Source organism: Rhizobium sp. YS-1r (assembly GCF_000757525.1).
In the GTDB taxonomy this organism is placed as follows: Bacteria; Pseudomonadota; Alphaproteobacteria; order Rhizobiales; family Rhizobiaceae; genus Neorhizobium; species Neorhizobium petrolearium.
In genome coordinates this window covers 848,861-866,061 of sequence record NZ_JPYQ01000056.1, presented here as the reverse complement: position 1 = coordinate 866,061, position 17,201 = coordinate 848,861, and the positions used below count along the sequence as shown (strand labels likewise).

The window sequence follows — 17,201 nt, the reverse complement described above, 5'->3', positions numbered from 1 at the left end:
GATCTCCTAGCCGTTATGGGCTACATCGCGCAAATGGAAACTGGTGTCAAATAATCTAGTTTAGAATGGTTTGAAAGTCGAACCGGGCTTTGACTTTGATCAAATCCCGATCAAACCTTCCGTTGCATCCGGCAGAAAAAGAATCCATCCGTATCGGTACTTGCGGGGGTCAATGTGACGGTAGGTGCATCCTTGAAGCGCGGCGGGGGGGCTTCTTGTCCGAAGAGCTGGCTCCATTGCTGAGCAGCCGGCACGATCGAAAAATCCGGATTTTCGGCGCAGAAGCGCGAGACCTGCGTGTCGTTCTCCTCCGGCAGGATGGAACAGGTGACGTAAAGAAGTGCTCCGCCGGGCTTCACGAAGGTTGCAGCTTCCGAAAGTGCCTCCTGTTGCTGGACGATACGCTCATCAAGGTTTTTCGGCGTCAGCCGCCATTTCGTGTCCGGCCGGCGGCGCCAGGTGCCGGTGCCGGTGCAGGGCGCGTCAACGAGCACGGCGTCGAGCTTGCCTTTCAGCGGATCAAGCTGGCGGGCATCATCATGAACCTGCACATTGCGGGTGCCTGCGCGGCGCAGCCGTTCGATGATCGGCGCCAGCCGCTTGCGGTCGGCGTCATAGGCGTGAATCTGGCCCTTGTTGTGCATGGCAGCCGCCATGGCAAGCGTCTTTCCGCCGCCACCCGCGCAATAGTCGAGCACCTGATCATGCTCGCCGGCCTGTACGAGGTCGGCGACGATCTGCGATCCCTCGTCCTGCACTTCGAACCAGCCCTTCTGGAACGAAAGCTCGGCCGTCACGTTCGGCAGGCGGACCGCTCCTTCGCCGGCGGCGATGCGGATGCCGTTGCGGGCGATGCGCGACGGTTTCGCGCCTGAGCGTTCCAGCGCCTTGACGACCTTCTCCCGGGACGCCTTCAAGGTGTTGGCGCGAAGATCGAGGGTCGGCCGGCCGGCCAGCGCCTTGGCTTCGACAAGCCAGTCTTCGCCGAAATTGGCTTCGAAGGACGGCTGGATCCAGTCCGGGATGTCGCCCTGCACATGCAGCGGCGCATCATCGAGATTACGGGAGGCAAGGGCCGAAAGGTTCGCCTCGGTCAGGGCCGGCGGCGCAAAGCGGTCATCGGCGAACTCGGCCTGGAGTGCCTCGAGCGTGAGGCCCCATTGTCGGATGAGGACTGCGTAAGCGAGCGCGGTCGGACTCTCGTCCCCCATGAGCCAGGCATGCGAAAGCCGCATGCGGAGCGCGTCATAGACGATATTGCCGATTGCGGCACGATCGCCGGATCCGGCGAAACGGTGCGCAAGGCCCCAGTCCTTGAGAGCATCGGCGACAGGGCGCTTTCGCGTCTCAATGTCGGCCAGCACCTCTATGGCCCCGGCCACTCGCCCGCCCAATCGCATCTCGTTCTCCGTTCCGGTTAGACCCGCATGATAGGGCTCGTAACCGCGATTGGCCGGAAGGGCAAGAGCCAGGTTAATACCTTAACCGTCGATGTCCTTGAGACCCTTGCCCGGGATCTTTTGGTTATCGGCGGTGATAATCTGGTAACAGACCTGCGCCGTGCCGGAGCGGACCATGCCGATGTTCTGCGCGGCGGCTTTGGAGACATCGATCACGCGGCCGCGAATGAAAGGTCCGCGGTCGTTGATGCGGACGATAACGCTCTTGCCGTTGCGTTTGTTGGTGACCTTCACCTTGGTGCCGAAAGGCAGCGAGCGGTGGGCTGCGGTCAATTTCGAAGGATTCATCCGTTCACCGGATGCCGTCTTGGAAGTCAGAGCGTACCAGGATGCGTGACCACATCCGGGCGCAGCGTTAGCCTCTGCGGAGCCAAGGAGTGCAAAAGCAGCAGTGGCAGCCGCGGCGCAAATCGAGCGTCGAATTTTCTTCAAGTTCGTCGTCCCCGTCGTTTGTCCCTGCACGTTGCGTGCAAAATGGCTAAGCGGGGCGAAAAATGGCGGAAAAGTGGGCTTTTGGATCACGGAATATTACAGGATGTAACATTCGTGATTATATTGCAGTCGATCTTTTTAAGAAGCCAGCTAAGCTTTTATGGAAGAAAACATTTAAAAACAGGGGGAAAACGGAATGGCATTCCCGGAAGAATCATGCTGCTGACTTGATCACGAAAATCGCAGAAAAAATTTATCGTAACACGCGATTCCCTGCCTCATTCAGGCAAATTTTATGGCCTTGCGCCACATATCTTAAAAAAGAACAACCAGATTTTCCGGTAAGGATGGAAATTTCAACCGTTTTAAGATGGGAAAATTATCCTCTCCAACGTCCGGTGGACCACAACTCGGCCAGCGACACGCGGTAGTTGGGAAAGCGGAATTCAAAGCCCGCGGCACGGATCTTGGCATTCGAGACGCGCTTGTTGGCGCCGTAGAACGAGCGTGCCATGGGCGTCATTTCGGCGGTTTCGAAATCCTGTTCCGCGGGCGGTTCTACACCCATCAGCCGGGCAGCTTCGACGATGACATCCTGGGCCGGGCCGGGCTCGTCATCGGTGACATTGTATATGCCGTCCATCTTGCGCTTTGCGAGAAAGAGCGCGGCGCCGCCGATATCCTCAACGCGGATGCGATTGAAGACCTGATCCTTTTTGACGATGCGCCGCGCCGTACCGCGTTCGAGGTTGGCGAAGGCGTTACGACCGGGGCCATAGATGCCGGAAAGGCGCAGGATAGCGACCGGCACGCCGGCGGCCTCTCCCTCGGCAGTCCATGCCTCCTCGGTATCGACCCGTTCGATCGAACGACCCAGGATCGGGCTGCCGGGAGTTTCTTCCGTCACCCAGTCGCCGCCGTGATCGCCGTAGACGCCGACAGTGGAGAGATAGCCGATCCATGCGAGCCTGGGGCAGAGTTCGGCGAGCCTGCCCTTCATGAGCTTCAGCAGCGGGTCGCCCTCCGAGCCCGGCGGGACGGATTGCACGAGATGCGTGACTTGCTTCAGTTCGGCCAGCAGTTCATCGCCGAACGGGCCGCCGTCGAAGATGAAGGCCCGGATATCCTTGGAGGAGAGCTCTGCCACTTTCTCGGCGGTCCTGGCGGTGCCGGAGACCTTGGCGCCATCTCTTTTGAATTCCTCGGCGATCGCCTGGCCGGAATAACCGCATCCGAAGATCATCACCTGCATCAGCCTGCTCCCGCCAATCGCCACTCTTCCAACACTTCCGGGTCTTCCTCGATTCGGCGCGTTTGCGCAAACCGTGCAAAATCCCCATCCGGCATCAGCCGTCTCAGGGCCCATATAGCCATGCCGCGCACCACGGGCGAGGGGTCGCCCGAAAGTTCGCGACATCGGGCGATGAGGCTGGCGTCGCCGGAATTGCCGGCGGCGATCAGCACGTTGCGGATGAAGCGGTCGCGACCGATGCGTTTCACCGGCGAACCGCTGAAAAAGGTGCGGAACGTGGCGTCGTCCAGCGTCAGCAGGAAGGCGATGGAGGGCTCCTTCAAGTCCTCGCGGGCCTTCAGCTTCATCTCGGAGGCGCTTGCCGCGAACTTGTTCCATGGGCAGGCGGCAAGACAGTCGTCGCAGCCATAGACACGATTGCCGATCAGCGGCCGGAATTCCGGGGCGATCGGTCCCTTGTGCTCGATCGTGAGATAGGAGATGCAGCGGCGTGCATCGAGCCGGTAGGGCGCCGGGAAGGCCGCCGTCGGGCAGGCATCGAGACAGGCTCGGCAGGAGCCGCAATGATCCGTCTCCGGCTCGTTCACGATGAGTTCGGCAGTGGTGAAAAGGCTGCCGAGGAAAAGCCAGGAACCATGGGTTCGGCTGACGAGATTGGTATGCTTGCCCTGCCAGCCGAGACCGGCCGCCTCCGCCAGCGGTTTTTCCATGACGGGCGCCGTGTCGACGAACACCTTCACGTCTTCCCCGGCGCGGGCGGCGAAACGGGTGGCAATCTCCTTCAGCCGGCCCTTGATGAGGTCGTGATAGTCGCGGTTGCGGGCATAGACCGAGATCGCCGCCTTGTCCGGTCTGTCGAGAATTCCGCGCGGATCTTCATCCGGGCCGTAATTCAGCCCGAACATGACGATGGACCGGACCTCCGACCACAGCACTTTCGGATCGGCGCGGCGCAGCCTGGTCTCGGCCATCCAGTCCATCGTGCCATGGTGGCCTTCAGCAAGGAAAACCTCAAGCCGCTCCGGCGCCCGCGGAATGCTGTCGGGTCCCGTGACCTGGCAGAGATCGAAGCCCTGACTTTTCGCCTCCGCGTGAAGGAAGGCGGTCAGCTTCTCCCGCCGTCGCAGCGCTTTTTCAGCCTCTCGGTTATCGTCAGAAATCAAGGTCCGCATAATGGGATACCGGGGTCAGTCCGCGGATGCGCTCGGCGAGCAGCGGCCGGAAAGAAGGGCGCGATTTCAGCCGCTGATACCATTCCTTGGCGACGGGCGTATCCGACCAGTCAATTTCACCAAGATAGTCTAGCACGGAAATGCAGGCAGCGGCCGCGAGATCCGCATAGCTCAGGCGGTCCCCCGCAAGCCAGGGGCGCGAACCGGCAAGCCAGGAGAGATATTTCATGTGCTGGCGGATATTGGCGCGGGATGTACGCAACACCTTCGAATCCGGAGCGCCGCCGCCGTGGGCCGCGCTCATCTGCAGCTTGTAGATGCGTTCGCGGCTCAGCGGCCTCGTCACGTCCTGTTCCATCTTCTGCAGGAACCATTCGGTAAGGCGGCGGATTTCGGCGCGCTGCCACGGATCTTCGGCAAGCAGTCGCCGGTCGCGCTTCAGGACGCCATGCGTCTCATCGAGAAATTCCATGAGCACGGAAGGGCCACAAAGTACCCGCATGCTGTCGTCCACATAGACGGGAAGCGTGCCCGCCGGATTGAGTGTCAGGAATTCACGGCGCTTTTCCCAGGGCTGCTCTTCGACCAGATCCGCCTGGAAACCGTATTCGGCAAGGATCAGCCGAACGAAGCGGGAGGCCGTAGACATAGGGTGATGATAGAGGGTGGGCATGGATACTTGAACTTCACGAATAGTGTATAGGGAGGTTATGGTCGCTTCGCGCGCCCGCCTGACATATGGCAGCTATATGGATTTGGTAGGGCCAACACAAGCAACGGCTCATAGAGTACCTCAAACTGCCCTCATCTGCTCAATAAAGGATTAAGAATGGCGGATCAGTCCATTATCAGCGCCCTCGTTCTTGGCTTGATCGAGGGGCTTACGGAGTTTCTTCCCGTTTCATCAACCGCTCATGTTCTGCTCGCCGGCCACTTTCTTGGATTTCAATCGCCTGGGAACACCTTCGCAGTGCTGATTCAGCTCGGCGCCATCCTGGCGATTCTGCTCGTCTACGCCGGCAAGCTGCTGGAAATCGCGATGGATATTCCGACGAGCCGCAAGGCCAGGCATTTCGTCGTGACGGTGTTGATCGCTTTTCTGCCCGCGGCGGTCATCGGGGCGCTCGCACATGACTTCATCAAGACCGTGCTGTTCGAGACGCCGATGCTGATCTGTATTGTGCTGATTCTCGGCGGCTTTGTGCTTCTTGCCGTCGACAGGATGAAGTTCCAGCCGAAATATCACGACATAATGGACTACCCTTGGCCACTCGCACTCAAGATTGGCTTCTTTCAATGCCTCGCGATGGTTCCCGGCACGTCTCGCTCGGGAGCGACGATCGTCGGCGCATTGCTGATGGGGGCCGATAAACGCTCGGCTGCGGAATTCTCCTTCTTTCTCGCCATGCCGACGATGCTCGGGGCCTTCGTGCTCGACCTATACAAGAATCGCGACATCCTGAGCTTCGATGACGGCGCCGTCATTGCGATCGGCTTCGTCGCGGCGTTCGTCACTGCGATTTTCGTCGTGCGCTCGCTGCTCGATTTCGTCTCAAGCCGCGGTTATGCGTTCTTCGCCTACTGGCGGATCATCATCGGCGCTATCGGACTTCTGGCTCTCGTCATGCTTGGTTAAGGCCTAACGGCGGCGCCGGTTATAAAGGAAGAAATCGTAGCCGGCCGCCGCAAGGGTGATGAAGAAAAGAAAGCCCAGATCGACGCGAGGCACGCGCCAGAAAAGAACGCCGACAAAGCCGGCGAGGATCAAAAACGCAATGAGTTGCAAGAGGCGATCCCTCATTCAAATATCCTCCGTTTCTACGGTGCTGCCGTCTTTGGGCGTCCATGCCGACCGAGGAAATTCCGTTCATCGTCCATAGACAGCCTCCGGGAGATAGAACACGATCTGCGGAAAGAGGTACATGAGCGTCATGCAGATGAAGACCATCAGCACGAATGGCAGTACGCCGTTGAATATCTGTGTCAGCCGCACCTCCGGCGGCGCGATCCCCTTGAGATAATAGGCTGACATCGCCATGGGCGGTGTCAGGAACGAGGTCTGCAGATTGAGCGCCACCAGAATGCCGAAGAAAAGCGGGTCGATGTTGAACAGACTGAGCAGCGGCAGGAAGATGGGAACGAAGATGATGATGATCTCCGACCATTCCAGCGGCCATCCCAAGAGAAAGATGATGAGCTGCGCCAGGAGCAGGAATTGGAACGGGGTCAGGTCGAGTCCCCGCACGAATTCCGATATGACCTGCTCCCCTCCGAGATAGGAGAATACGGAAGAGAAGGTATAGGATCCGACGAACAGCCAGCACACCATCGCGGTCGTCCGGACCGTAAGGTAGACGCTCTGGCGCATTCTTTCCCACGTGAATGCCCGATACCCGATGGCGAGCACGATACCGCCCAGCGCGCCGATGGAAGCAGCCTCGGTCGGGGTTGCCAGCCCGAAAAGGATCGAACCCAACACGGCGAGGATGAGGAAAGCGAGTGGGAAAAAGGAGGTCGCGATCATCACCATGACCCGTCCAAGGGGTACGTCGGGCACCTCCTCTGCGGTCGGTCGTGGTGCCACGCTCGGCTGAAGAATCGAGCGCCCGACCACGTAAATGAGATAAAGCCCCACAAGCGTGAAGCCCGGCAGCAGCGCCGCGGAATAGAGCCGCACGATCGAGACCCCTGATGCTGCGGCATAGACGATCAGCATGATCGAAGGGGGGATCAGGATACCAAGCGTTCCGCCGGCGCAAATGATCCCGGAGGCGAAGGACTTGTCGTAACGCGCCTTCAGCATGGCCGGCAATGCAAGCAAGCCCATCAGTGTGACGACGGCGCCGACGATGCCTGTCGCCGTCGCAAAAAGCGCGCAGGTAATAAGCGCCGCGACCCCCATCGATCCCGGCACATTCTTCGAAGCGATATTGAGAGTGTTGAAAAGCCTGTCGACGATATTCGCGCGTTCGACGATATAGCCCATGAACAGAAAGAGCGGGATGGCGGTCAGGACGTCGTTCGCCATCACCGTATAGGTCTGGTTGACGAAGAGGTCGAAGATGCGATTGTTGAAGAAGCCTTCGACCCAAAGCCTGATGCTTTCCCCCCAGCCGGCACTTTCATCGAGCCGGTTATAGGCCCGCCACATGCGGTTCGGATCGTAATACGCGTAATAGCCGAAGCCGATGCCCAGGGCCATCAGGTTGAAGGCGATCGGAAAGCCGAGAAAAACGATAAAGATGAACAGGCCAAGCATGAGCAGCGCGACTTGTGGATCGGTCATGCCTGATCTCCTGAAAGCTCGGCCTGCTTTTCCTTGATGAGTAGAATTTCTGTCTCCTCGACATCGTCGGCAGCCGGCATCCAGTCCCCGGTGCGAATGCAATGGATGCAGCGAAGGACTTGTGCGATCCCTTGAATGAAGAGCAGAAGTCCGGCCGCCACCATGACGGTCTTGAACTGGTAGATCGGAATGCCGGCCGGGCTGTTGACGCTGACCTCGCCGTAGCTCCACGATCTCGACGCATATTTCCAACCCGAGAAGATCAGGGCCGTTATGCCCGGGAAGAAGAAGAGAAAGTACAGGATGAGATCGACGATCGCCTGTGTTCTCGGCTTCCACAGGCGATAGAGGAAGTCACCGCGAACATGCCCGCCGCGGGAAAGCGTATAGGCGCCGCCCATCATGAAGAGCGTTCCATACATGATGAAGGATACATCCAGTGCCCAGGGAGTCGGACGTCCGACAATGTAGCGGACAAAAACCTCGTAACTCGTGCCGAACGTCATGAGCACGATGAGCCAGGCAAATGCCTTGCCGAACCAAGCCGACGTTGCATCGGCGAACCGGATGAATGCCCGCATGAATGACGTTTTCCCATTTGCGTGAGGGCGGCAGGAGCGGAAAGCTCCTGCCGTTTGGCACTGCGCCGGCTACCGTCAGAGGTTTATCTTGCCCGGGAAATAGTGATTGTACGCTAGGGCATAATCGGGGGATGCCATGAGCTCGAAAAAGGTGACGCGGTCGACCCATGCCCGCTGGCTGTCAAGCACCCGCTTCATGAACTCGTCCTTTTCGAGTTCAACGATCAGGTCGTCCCAGGCCTTGATCTCGGCATCGAGGATTTCCTTGGACGTCCGGTGCAGGTTCACCTGATGCTCGTCCCGAAGCTTCAGCAGGTCGGCCGAATAATTATCCATGGCCGAAGCCGTGTTGGCCGTTGACGCGGCCTCGACGGCATAGCGGGCAATTGCCTGCAGATCCGGCGGCAGGTCCTCGTAGAAATCTTTGTTGAACAGGAATTCGAAGCTCTCCGATGCCTGATGATAGGACGACAGATAGTAGTGCTTGGCTACGTCCTGCGCACCGAAGCGGATGTCCGACGAGGGGTTGTTGAACTCGAAAGCATCGATGACACCACGCTCCATGGCAGGCACGATTTCGCCGCCCGGCAATTGCGCCACGGACATGCCCATTGCCTGCATCAGGTCCGCGGCCAGACCGACTGTACGGTATTTGAAGCCGTTGACGTCGGCGACCGTATTGACTTCCTTCTTGAACCAGCCGAAAGGCTGGGCGAACATCGGGAAGCCGAGGAAGCCCACGACATCGAGTTTCAGGATGTCCTGCTGGAGCTCGCGATAGAATTCTGCGCCGCCGCCGGCATAGAACCACGACAGCATTGTCGTGGCCGAGCCGCCGAAAACCGGCCCGGTACCGAACAGGGAAGCGCCCTTGTGTTTGCCGTACCAATAGGCGCAGACGGAATGGGCCGCATCGATGACCCCGTCGTGGCAGGCATCGAGCACCTGGAAGGCGCCAACCACGGAGCCTGCCGGCAGAAGATCGATCTTCAATCTGCCTGCGGACATGGCTTCGACGCGCTCCACATACTGGCGCGCGAAGTCCATCCAGATATCCGATGCCGGCCAGGAGGTCTGCATCTTCATCACGATCGGGGATTGTGCAAGAACCGCGGGTGCTGCCAAACTACCCGCCGCAACCCCACTTGCGGTTGCGCCTATTTTCAGGAAAGACCGGCGCGTCGGCGCCTTCTTTTCGTGCGTGTCCATTGATTTCTCCTCCCGGTTGGGCAGGCCATTGCCCTTCTCCCAGAAGAAGTATTCAGGAAAAACACAGACAACTCAATACAGGCGTGCAACATTTTGCCATCAAACGATCGTTGATTGCGTGTAAAGATGAGTGCTGTGCAATCGGAAAGATTATTGGAGGGCGGGCTGGACCGATGCCGTGCTGCACGGATCGACGCCATAGGCCGGCGTGCATTCGATTTTGCCGGCTGCGCCAGTCCTCGGGGCCATGAACGAACCCGCGAGAATGATCAGTGCTGCGCACGCAAAAAAGAGCGCGATGGGCTTGCCCATGGAGAAACGCCTTTCGGAAGAGGATTTGATCGTCACGGTTGAGTATCTATCTCGGCAGGAGCTTTATTGCTCGCATTCGATAAATTCAATAAAGGATTTTGCTGAACCCGCCGTTAACGCGACTGCTTCGGTGACTGCGGCGTTTGTGCCACAGATCATGCCTGAAAGATAAGCGGAAACAAGGGCATGCCCGCTTTTTGAGCGAACAGGGAGCTGTTCCGGCGAGGCAAAGTGTTGGCTAATTTAGTAAAAATATCAGGCGGCCCGGCCGGAGCGTGTGTACTGGCCCTGCGGCCTGTACTGCACCAGATAGGAAGGCAGGATCGATGTGGCGAGAGTCGGGCGGATGCCGATGGCTTCGAGCGTGCGCCCTTCCTTCACGGCGGCATCGGAAACCACGTTGTCCACCTTCAGAAGCTTCACCTGGTCGGGCGTGATCGGCGGCTGCACGAAGGGGATGAGCGAGGCGATGCTGCCGATCAGCGACGCGATGCCGGAGGGCAGTGAAACCAGCCTGTTCTGCCGATTCGTGATGCGCAGCATCGTCTCGAGACATTGACGGAACGTCATGACTTCCGGACCGCCAAGCTCGTAGATCTTGCCTGGGGCGATCGCACCGTCGACGGAACGGGCGACGGTTTCGGCGACATCCTCGACATAGACCGGCTGGAATTTCGTGTTGCCGCCGCCGACAAGCGGGAGGGCAGGGAAAATCCGCGCCATGGCGGCGAATTTGTTGAAGAAGCTGTCTTCCGGACCGAACATGATCGACGGGCGCAGGATCACCGCATCCGGCAGCAGCGAGAAGATCATCGCTTCTGCGCGGCCTTTGGTGCGGGCATAGGACGACTGCGAGTTCGGGTCGGCGCCGATTGCGGAAATATGGGTGAGCTTGGCACCTGCGGCGCGGGTCGCTTCGGCAATGGCACGGGCACCGAAGTCCTGCACGGCGTCGAACGTGTTGCGGCCGGTCTCGAACATGATGCCGACGCAGTTCACAACATGGGAAGCACCTTCGACCGCCCGGAAAACCGACTGGCGGTATCGCAGGTTGGCCTGGACGAGCGAGATCTGCCCGACATAGCCGGCCGGCAGCAGGAAGCCTGCGAGATCCGGACGGCGCACGGCAACCCGCACGCGATAACCCCGTTTGGCAAGCGTCCGCACCACATGCCGCCCGACAAACCCCGATCCTCCGAAAACGGTAACGAGTGGCGGAAGGTTGTTGATGGTCATGACATGCTCCGGGAGCCGATAGGGAAGGTTGAGAGCTGTTTAGCCGAATCGTGACGCGGGTGGAAGTGTCTCACTGCCGCACCTGCGATTGTTGTCCTCTCTTTAAATGCCTTCCACGACGACCATTTCCGCATCTGCAACTTCCTGGCGGATTTTCGCGGCGATCTGATATTCGGGCGAGTTGTAGCAGTCGACGGCGGCCTGCATCGAGGGAAACTCGATCACCACGTTGCGGGCGCGCGCCTTGCCTTCCAGCTCGGTGAAGGCGCCGCCGCGGGCAAGGAAGTTAGCGCCGTATTTGTCGAAGGCGACCTTGGCGGCTGCCACATAATCCTTGTACCGTTCCGGGTCTCGGATATCGACGCGGGCGATCCAGTATCCCTTGGCCATGAAATCTCCTCCAATGCGCATTTCGATATGCTGACTTCAGGCAAATCCTCGGGCAAGTCAATATGAAGAGCACCGCACGATATCTGGCTCCGGCCGCCTCCGCCGCCCTCTGGCTGCTTGCGGGCTCGGCCCCTGCACATGCGGCAGCGGCTGCCTGCGGGGCGGAAATCCATGCGGCCTTGGATGCACCGGCTTCGACGGCTTCGAAGCCGGTCGAGATCATCTGCAATCTGAAACTCGCCGGGACCGACGTCATCACCATGCCGATCGCCTTTTCAGGCGGCGCCGCCTCGGACGTGACGCTCGATTGCGACGGCGCGACGCTTGACGGGACAGCGGCGAAAGCGCGAACCCTGCTCATCCGGTCCTTGCGCAAGCAGGGTGGCGGCTGGGACGTGCCGCGGAATATCCGTATCCGCAACTGCATCATCAAGGGTGACGTGCGCATCCAGGGTCTTGGGCGAAACGGAGAGGCGGAGGGTGTGCGTCTGTCGTCCCTGCAGACCGGACATACCGAAAGAGCACAGGCTGCGGCGCCAAGTGGAATAACGTTCGACAACGTCACCTTCGTGGGAAATGGCACCATCCCGCTCTATGCGGCGCCGGGTGTCACGGGGATGGCGGTCGAGAATTCCCGCTTCACAGGCAGCGCGTCCGCGACGGCGATCTATCTCGATGCGGAATCGGCTCGCAACCGCATCGTCGGCAACACGTTCGATATCCGCACCACCCGGCGAGAGATGATCGCGGTCGACGGTTCGGCGGAAAACCGGATCGAGCAGAACACGTTCGAGAACCCGATCAAGGGCGGCATCTTCCTTTACCGCAATTGCGGCGAGGGCGGCACGATCCGCCACCAGGCGCCGGAACACAACGTGATTGCCAGAAACACGTTCCGCTACGTGAATTTCTGGGCGGCACGGCCGGCGGTCTGGCTCGGCAGCCGGCAGGGCTCACGCTCATATTGTTTCTCGCGGTCGGACCGTCCGTTCGGCAGCAGTCTCAGCGCCCTCGACCATGCGCAATACAATACTGTTACCGGCAACCGCCTGCCGGGCGGTAGCCCGCAGCTGATCGTCGATCACGACGAACACAATACGGTTTCGGACAATCGTTAGAGGACGCTCTGCATCTCGGTGAGAATGGCTTCGGCCGCGGCCTTCGGGTCCGGTGCCTTGACGATCGGCCGGGCGACGACGAGATGGCTCGATCCGGCGCGAAGCGCATCGGCCGGCGTCATCACCCGCTTCTGGTCACCGACGTCCGAACCGGCAGGCCGGATGCCGGGTGTCACGACCGCCATGGTGGTACCGACGATCTTGCGCACGGCAGAGGCTTCTTCCGCCGAGCAGACGATACCGCCCATGCCCGCGGCAAGCGCCTGTTCGGCCCGGCGCAGCACCAGCGTATGCGGGTCATATTCGTAGCCGGCATCTGTCAGGTCCGCCTCGTCCATGGAGGTCAGCACGGTGACGGCAAGCAGGCAGAGATCGGAGCCTTTCGCTGCCGCGACGGCGGCGCGCATCGCCTTCGGATAGGCGTGCAGGGTCAGCATCGTGACGCCCATCTTGACGATGTTCTCGACACCCTTCGCCACCGTGTTGTCGATGTCGAGCAGCTTCATGTCGAGGAAGACCTGGTTGCCGTCCTTGACGAGGTCGCGGGCGAATTCGAGGCCGCCGGCAAAGGCGAGCTGGTAGCCGATCTTGTAGAAGGAGACCGCGTCGCCGAGCGTGGCGACCATTTTCTCCGCCTCGGCAGTTGTGGGGATGTCGAGGCCGACGATCAGACGGTCACGCGCATTCATGCCCTGATTCCTTCCCATGTCTCGATGGGTGTCCACTCGCATGAGACAGCTCGATCCGCAAGCCCGAAGCAGAAGAGATTTCCGCCGCCGGGCGGCTGGTCGCGATCGCGACCGATCGGCCTGCCGGCCAGATGGCATTTCAGCAGCGTCCCCACGCCCCCGTGGCCCACGAAGGCGATGGGCATTTTGGGATCGTGGTCGGCAAGGATGCGGTTGACGGCGGAGACGATGCGGGCCTGCGCGTCGACGGCGCGTTCCCAGCCCTTGAAGCTCTGATCCGGGTGGGCGAAAAACCAGTCGGCCGCCTTCTCGAATTCTGGTGGCGGCAGGAAACCGGTCGCCGAACGGTCGTTCTCATGCGTGTCATGCGCGGTCTCGACTGCGATACCGGAAGCCGTAGCGAGAATTTCGGCCGTTTCGATCGCCTTCGTTTCATCGCTGGAGACGATCCGCCCGAGTTTCCTTGCCCATCCGGAACGTGAGGCCTGTTCGGCACGCGCCCGGCCCACCTCCGACAATCCCCATTGCGGCACAGGCACATCCGGATCGATCCTGACCTGCGGGTGGGTGATGTAGAGACCGAATGTCATGGACGGCTATAGGTCCAGAGCTGGGCCGGCGGAATGTTGCGGACCACGAAATCGTAATGTCTGATCCGGTAGCGATCCGGGTTCGCGATGATCGGTGAGACGGGACCGTAGGTGATCTGCATGACCGGCCGGCCGGCGGGAATGCGGCCGAGAAGATCTTCCAGAAGCGCGATACGGCGCTCCATGGGGAAGCTCAGGAGCGGGATCGCAGAGACAACGCTGTCGAAGGTTTTGTCCTTCCAGGCGCCGAGCGTGCGTTCGAGATCGAAGGCGTCGCCGTTGATGAAGTTCACGCCCGGAAACGTGCGGACCAGATGCTGGTAGAAATCGGTCGAATATTCGATCGAGACAAGGTTCTCCGGCGCAATGCCACGCTTCAGGATCGCCTTGGTGATGATGCCGGTGCCGGGCCCAAGTTCGAGGACCGGCAAGCCGGATGCCGTATCGATGATGCTTGCCATACGCCCGGCGGTGACGGAAGAGGTGGGGCAGATCGCGCCGACCCTTTTCGGGCCATCTATCCAGCCCTTGAAGAACCGGATTTCCTCGTCGAACTTGCGGCCAAGCCGTTCCTTCAGGCGCAATTCCATGGATATGTCCTCTCCCTTTCGGCCCCTATGTGGACCCGCATGCCGCAAAAGCAAGAGAAAATGTCGCAGCGGGCAAAAACCAAGAAAAAGGCGGGTGGAGTTTTCCAGCCGCCCCGAATGATCAGACGCGCATCGGCATCAGCACATAGAGTGCGTCATCCCCCGCCGTGTCTCGCACCAGCGTTGGCGACCCCGCATCCGCCAGCATGAAGATTGCATCTTCGCCGGAAAGCTGCGCCGTGATGTCGAGCAGGTATTTGGCGTTGAAGCCGATCTCCATCGGGTCGCTGTCGTAGCCGACGGCGACTTCTTCCGTAGCACTGCCGGAATCCGGGTTGTTGACGGTCAAGAGGAGCTGGCCGTCCGTGAGCGACAGTTTGACCGCCCGGCCTCGTTCCGAGGAAATGGTCGAGACGCGGTCTACGGCCTTGGTGAAGCTCTCGCAATCGACGCGCATCTCCTTGTCGTTGCCGGTCGGAATGACGCGCTGATAATCCGGGAAAGTGCCGTCGATCAGTTTCGAAGTCATCACGATGGTACCGATCGTCAGGCGGATCTTGGCATCCGACAGTTCAACGGTGACGATTGTTTCCGGGTCCTCGACCAGCTTCTGCAGTTCGCCGACTGTCTTGCGCGGAATGATGATGCCCGGCATGCCTTCGGAGCCGGATGGCGCCTGGACATCGGCGCGGGCGAGGCGGTGCCCGTCGGTGGCGACGGCGCGAAGCTTCAGGTCACCGCCGGCTTCGATCGTGTGGAAGAATATGCCGTTCAGATAATAGCGGGTCTCCTCGGTGGAGATCGCGAACTGCGTGCGATCGATCAGCATCTTCAGGTCGCTCGCCTTCAGTTTGAAGGTATGCGTGAAACTGCCGGCGGTCAGATCCGGGAAATCTGATTCCGGCAGGCACTGCAGCGAGAATTTCGACCGGCCGGACTGCACGGTCATCGAGCCGCCGTCTGGTGTGGTGGCAAGCAGCACTTCGGAGCCGTCGGGCAGCTTGCGGACGATTTCGTAAAGCAGATGCGCGGGAACCGTCGTCGCACCGGCATTCTCGACCATGGCCGGCACGGCTTCGGTGATTTCCAGATCGAGATCGGTCGCCTTAAGATCCAGGCTATTGCCGGAAGCGCGCATCAGCACGTTGGAAAGGATCGGGATCGTGTTCCGCCGCTCGACCACACGATGCACGTGGTTCAGCGACTTTAAGAGATTGGACCGCTCAAGAGTAATACGCATGGACGCTATCGCTTTCGACCGTGGCGATCCGGCTTGGGCCGGACCTCCTGATATTCTGCCGGCTGAGTGCCAGCCTGATGATGTGGACGGGCAAAATGGCAGAGATCGGCGGCGAAAAGCAAGAGGTTAACGAGCTGTCATTGCGGCATTTCCACTTCGCCGTCTGCCCTGCACACAGAAAACTTGGCTCGCCTTTACTTGCCGAAGCGGGTCGGCTTCATCATAAAGAACCTCCATGTCCACGAACCTTGCTTGATGCCCTGTGACCGATGACCTGAAAAACCAGCGCGGCTATCGCGTCGCCAATACGTTCGTGCCCGCCCGGCCTCTGGAGCCTGCACTCTATCTGGTCGCGACCCCGATCGGCAATCTCGGCGATATGACGCTGCGGGCTCTGGAAACATTGGCCGGCGCCGATGTGCTCGCCTGCGAGGATACCCGTGTCACCCGCGTATTGCTCGATCGCTATGGCATCGTCAACAGGCCTTTCGCCTATCATGAGCACAATGCCGATGAGGCGGGGCCGAAACTGCTTGCCGCCCTGGAGGAGGGAAAATCCGTGGCGCTCGTCTCCGATGCCGGCACGCCGCTCGTCTCCGATCCCGGCTACCGGCTGGCACAGATGGCGATCGAGGCGGGCCGCAAGGTGGTGCCGATCCCCGGCGCGTCCGCGCCGCTCGCCGCACTCGTCGGCTCCGGCATGCCGTCCGATGCTTTCCTGTTCGCCGGCTTCCTGCCGGTCAAGGACAAGGGCCGGCGAGACCGGCTGGCGGAGCTTTCGAAAGTGCCGGCGACGCTGATCTTCTTTGAATCGCCGCACCGCATCGGCGCGACGCTTGCTGCGGCCGCCGACGTGCTGGGTGGAGACCGGCGTGCCTGCGTGTGCCGGGAACTCACGAAGACCTTCGAGGAGTTCCGCCGCGGCACGCTGGAGGAACTCGCCGCCTACTATCATGACGATCGCGTGGTAAAGGGCGAGATCGTGCTGCTCCTGGCGCCGCCGGAAGCCGAAGAAGCGCCGGGGGAGGTGGAGGTCGACATGCTGCTGCGCGAGCTTGCCGCCACGATGCCGACCGCAAAGGCGGCGACCGAGGCGGCCCGCCTTGTAGGCCTTCCCCGCAAGGACCTCTACCAGCGGCTTCTGGCACTGAAGGGCGAGAACGGTGGCTGAGGATGGTGCCGGCCTGAAACGACGCAGGACAGTGCGCCTGAAAGCTGAACGGCAGAAAGCCCAGCGATGGGGGCATGTCTCGGAATATCTCGCCGCATTCTACCTCATGGCCAAGGGCTATCGGGTCCTTTCGATCCGCCATCGCACGAGGCTCGGCGAGATCGATCTCATTGTCCGCAAGGGGGATCTGGTCGCCTTTGTCGAGGTGAAGGCACGGGCCGGCGAGCAGGAGGCCATCGATGCGGTCGGCTATGTCGCCCAGAAGCGGATCCGGGCGGCCAGCGATCTATGGCTGGCGAAGCGGAAGGACGCGGCGCGCCTGTCTCAGCGTTACGACATTGTCGCCATTCGGCGGGGTCGTTTGCCACGGCATTATCCGGATGCGTTCTAATAAATGGCCTTGATCCTTGTTCTGTTAAAAAACTGACATAAAACTGTAAAGTTGGTGTCATGGGAGGACCCTATTCGGGGCC

General features: G+C 60.3%; 20 protein-coding genes. 5 read left to right on the top strand and 15 right to left on the bottom strand.

The features are described from left to right. Positions 1-110: 110 nt before the first annotated feature. The 5 genes from JL39_RS29825 to JL39_RS29805 all read right to left on the bottom strand — a co-directional run bounded on the left by JL39_RS29825 (position 111) and on the right by JL39_RS29805 (position 4,989). Positions 111-1,400 (bottom strand): RsmB/NOP family class I SAM-dependent RNA methyltransferase, encoded by a 1,290-nt coding sequence (locus JL39_RS29825; protein ID WP_037159394.1) that lies wholly within the window; start codon positions 1,398-1,400, stop codon positions 111-113. An 81-nt stretch (positions 1,401-1,481) separates the two neighbouring features. Continuing rightward, positions 1,482-1,892 carry a septal ring lytic transglycosylase RlpA family protein gene (locus JL39_RS29820; protein ID WP_052183180.1) on the bottom strand — a complete coding sequence of 137 codons (411 nt, stop codon included), beginning with the start codon at positions 1,890-1,892 and terminating at the stop codon, positions 1,482-1,484. Positions 1,893-2,271: 379 nt separating this feature from the next. Further along, complete coding sequence (locus JL39_RS29815; RefSeq protein WP_037159391.1) at positions 2,272-3,144, bottom strand: SDR family oxidoreductase; 873 nt, start codon at positions 3,142-3,144, stop codon at positions 2,272-2,274. Then, positions 3,144-4,307 carry a tRNA epoxyqueuosine(34) reductase QueG gene (gene queG / locus JL39_RS29810; RefSeq protein ID WP_200884031.1) on the bottom strand — a complete coding sequence of 388 codons (1,164 nt, stop codon included), beginning with the start codon at positions 4,305-4,307 and terminating at the stop codon, positions 3,144-3,146. Before queG ends, JL39_RS29815 begins: the two co-directional genes overlap by 1 nt. Then, the gene (locus JL39_RS29805; RefSeq protein ID WP_037160063.1) at positions 4,297-4,989 is read right to left on the bottom strand and encodes a glutathione S-transferase family protein; all 693 of its coding nucleotides are present in this window, start codon (positions 4,987-4,989) and stop codon (positions 4,297-4,299) included. Before JL39_RS29805 ends, queG begins: the two co-directional genes overlap by 11 nt. 156 nt (positions 4,990-5,145) lie before the next feature. On the opposite strand from JL39_RS29805, the gene JL39_RS29800 reads away from it, so the two are divergent. Continuing rightward, a complete protein-coding gene (locus JL39_RS29800; RefSeq protein WP_037159385.1) occupies positions 5,146-5,952 on the top strand; it encodes an undecaprenyl-diphosphate phosphatase in 807 nt (268 codons plus the stop codon). 3 nt (positions 5,953-5,955) lie between these two features. On the opposite strand, the gene JL39_RS32260 is transcribed toward JL39_RS29800, so the two are convergent. From JL39_RS32260 to JL39_RS29785, 4 genes are all read right to left on the bottom strand, one after another. Continuing rightward, positions 5,956-6,117, bottom strand: a complete 162-nt coding sequence (locus JL39_RS32260; protein WP_200884025.1) for a hypothetical protein — start codon at positions 6,115-6,117, stop codon at positions 5,956-5,958. A gap of 66 nt (positions 6,118-6,183) precedes the next feature. Further along, positions 6,184-7,602 carry a TRAP transporter large permease subunit gene (locus JL39_RS29795; protein WP_037159382.1) on the bottom strand — a complete coding sequence of 473 codons (1,419 nt, stop codon included), beginning with the start codon at positions 7,600-7,602 and terminating at the stop codon, positions 6,184-6,186. Then, positions 7,599-8,183 (bottom strand): TRAP transporter small permease subunit, encoded by a 585-nt coding sequence (locus tag JL39_RS29790; protein WP_037159379.1) that lies wholly within the window; start codon positions 8,181-8,183, stop codon positions 7,599-7,601. Before JL39_RS29790 ends, JL39_RS29795 begins: the two co-directional genes overlap by 4 nt. 75 nt (positions 8,184-8,258) lie before the next feature. Further along, complete coding sequence (locus JL39_RS29785) at positions 8,259-9,392, bottom strand: TRAP transporter substrate-binding protein (RefSeq protein ID WP_037159376.1); 1,134 nt, start codon at positions 9,390-9,392, stop codon at positions 8,259-8,261. A gap of 247 nt (positions 9,393-9,639) precedes the next feature. Here JL39_RS29785 and JL39_RS32255 point away from each other — a divergent pair, with 247 nt between their 5' ends. Continuing rightward, the gene (locus JL39_RS32255) at positions 9,640-9,876 is read left to right on the top strand and encodes a hypothetical protein (protein WP_210165755.1); all 237 of its coding nucleotides are present in this window, start codon (positions 9,640-9,642) and stop codon (positions 9,874-9,876) included. Positions 9,877-9,959: 83 nt separating this feature from the next. Here JL39_RS32255 and JL39_RS29775 read toward each other — a convergent pair whose 3' ends face one another. Then, positions 9,960-10,940 (bottom strand): complex I NDUFA9 subunit family protein, encoded by a 981-nt coding sequence (locus tag JL39_RS29775; RefSeq protein WP_037159370.1) that lies wholly within the window; start codon positions 10,938-10,940, stop codon positions 9,960-9,962. 102 nt (positions 10,941-11,042) lie between these two features. Continuing rightward, positions 11,043-11,330, bottom strand: a complete 288-nt coding sequence (locus JL39_RS29770; protein WP_037159367.1) for a DUF1330 domain-containing protein — start codon at positions 11,328-11,330, stop codon at positions 11,043-11,045. A gap of 62 nt (positions 11,331-11,392) precedes the next feature. On the opposite strand from JL39_RS29770, the gene JL39_RS29765 reads away from it, so the two are divergent. Then, the gene (locus JL39_RS29765) at positions 11,393-12,448 is read left to right on the top strand and encodes a right-handed parallel beta-helix repeat-containing protein (protein WP_037159365.1); all 1,056 of its coding nucleotides are present in this window, start codon (positions 11,393-11,395) and stop codon (positions 12,446-12,448) included. Here JL39_RS29765 and pyrF read toward each other — a convergent pair. From pyrF to dnaN, 4 genes are all read right to left on the bottom strand, one after another. Further along, entirely contained in the window at positions 12,445-13,137 is a 693-nt protein-coding gene (gene pyrF, locus JL39_RS29760) for an orotidine-5'-phosphate decarboxylase (RefSeq protein WP_037159362.1), read from the bottom strand. The genes JL39_RS29765 and pyrF overlap by 4 nt on opposite strands. Beyond that, positions 13,134-13,727, bottom strand: coding sequence for a histidine phosphatase family protein (locus tag JL39_RS29755; RefSeq protein WP_037159358.1), 594 nt, complete (start codon positions 13,725-13,727; stop codon positions 13,134-13,136). The genes pyrF and JL39_RS29755 overlap by 4 nt, the downstream gene beginning before the upstream one ends. Further along, entirely contained in the window at positions 13,724-14,317 is a 594-nt protein-coding gene (gene pmtA, locus JL39_RS29750) for a phospholipid N-methyltransferase PmtA (protein WP_037159355.1), read from the bottom strand. Before pmtA ends, JL39_RS29755 begins: the two co-directional genes overlap by 4 nt. A gap of 121 nt (positions 14,318-14,438) precedes the next feature. After that, positions 14,439-15,557: a DNA polymerase III subunit beta gene (dnaN, locus tag JL39_RS29745; protein WP_037159353.1), complete on the bottom strand. Its 1,119-nt coding sequence runs from the start codon at positions 15,555-15,557 to the stop codon at positions 14,439-14,441. 262 nt (positions 15,558-15,819) lie between these two features. Between dnaN and rsmI the strand changes: the two genes are divergently transcribed. Together rsmI and JL39_RS29735 are read left to right on the top strand one after the other, a co-directional pair. Beyond that, positions 15,820-16,728, top strand: a complete 909-nt coding sequence (gene rsmI / locus JL39_RS29740; RefSeq protein WP_037159351.1) for a 16S rRNA (cytidine(1402)-2'-O)-methyltransferase — start codon at positions 15,820-15,822, stop codon at positions 16,726-16,728. Next, positions 16,721-17,119 carry a YraN family protein gene (locus tag JL39_RS29735; protein ID WP_244446981.1) on the top strand — a complete coding sequence of 133 codons (399 nt, stop codon included), beginning with the start codon at positions 16,721-16,723 and terminating at the stop codon, positions 17,117-17,119. The genes rsmI and JL39_RS29735 overlap by 8 nt, the downstream gene beginning before the upstream one ends. Positions 17,120-17,201: the final 82 nt, after the last annotated feature.

What these genes read in the sequence shown, in the direction of transcription:
- JL39_RS29825 (WP_037159394.1), bottom strand. Translation starts at nt 1,400, where the DNA reads ATGCGATTGGGCGGGCGAGTGGCCGGGGCCATAGAGGTGCTGGCCGAC.
- JL39_RS29815 (WP_037159391.1), bottom strand. Translation starts at nt 3,144, where the DNA reads ATGCAGGTGATGATCTTCGGATGCGGTTATTCCGGCCAGGCGATCGCC.
- JL39_RS29805 (WP_037160063.1), bottom strand. Translation starts at nt 4,989, where the DNA reads ATGCCCACCCTCTATCATCACCCTATGTCTACGGCCTCCCGCTTCGTT.
- JL39_RS29800 (WP_037159385.1), top strand. Translation starts at nt 5,146, where the DNA reads ATGGCGGATCAGTCCATTATCAGCGCCCTCGTTCTTGGCTTGATCGAG.
- JL39_RS32260 (WP_200884025.1), bottom strand. Translation starts at nt 6,117, where the DNA reads ATGAGGGATCGCCTCTTGCAACTCATTGCGTTTTTGATCCTCGCCGGC.
- JL39_RS29795 (WP_037159382.1), bottom strand. Translation starts at nt 7,602, where the DNA reads ATGACCGATCCACAAGTCGCGCTGCTCATGCTTGGCCTGTTCATCTTT.
- JL39_RS29790 (WP_037159379.1), bottom strand. Translation starts at nt 8,183, where the DNA reads ATGCGGGCATTCATCCGGTTCGCCGATGCAACGTCGGCTTGGTTCGGC.
- JL39_RS29785 (WP_037159376.1), bottom strand. Translation starts at nt 9,392, where the DNA reads ATGGACACGCACGAAAAGAAGGCGCCGACGCGCCGGTCTTTCCTGAAA.
- JL39_RS32255 (WP_210165755.1), top strand. Translation starts at nt 9,640, where the DNA reads ATGAACGAACCCGCGAGAATGATCAGTGCTGCGCACGCAAAAAAGAGC.
- JL39_RS29775 (WP_037159370.1), bottom strand. Translation starts at nt 10,940, where the DNA reads ATGACCATCAACAACCTTCCGCCACTCGTTACCGTTTTCGGAGGATCG.
- JL39_RS29770 (WP_037159367.1), bottom strand. Translation starts at nt 11,330, where the DNA reads ATGGCCAAGGGATACTGGATCGCCCGCGTCGATATCCGAGACCCGGAA.
- JL39_RS29765 (WP_037159365.1), top strand. Translation starts at nt 11,393, where the DNA reads ATGAAGAGCACCGCACGATATCTGGCTCCGGCCGCCTCCGCCGCCCTC.
- pyrF (WP_037159362.1), bottom strand. Translation starts at nt 13,137, where the DNA reads ATGAATGCGCGTGACCGTCTGATCGTCGGCCTCGACATCCCCACAACT.
- JL39_RS29755 (WP_037159358.1), bottom strand. Translation starts at nt 13,727, where the DNA reads ATGACATTCGGTCTCTACATCACCCACCCGCAGGTCAGGATCGATCCG.
- pmtA (WP_037159355.1), bottom strand. Translation starts at nt 14,317, where the DNA reads ATGGAATTGCGCCTGAAGGAACGGCTTGGCCGCAAGTTCGACGAGGAA.
- dnaN (WP_037159353.1), bottom strand. Translation starts at nt 15,557, where the DNA reads ATGCGTATTACTCTTGAGCGGTCCAATCTCTTAAAGTCGCTGAACCAC.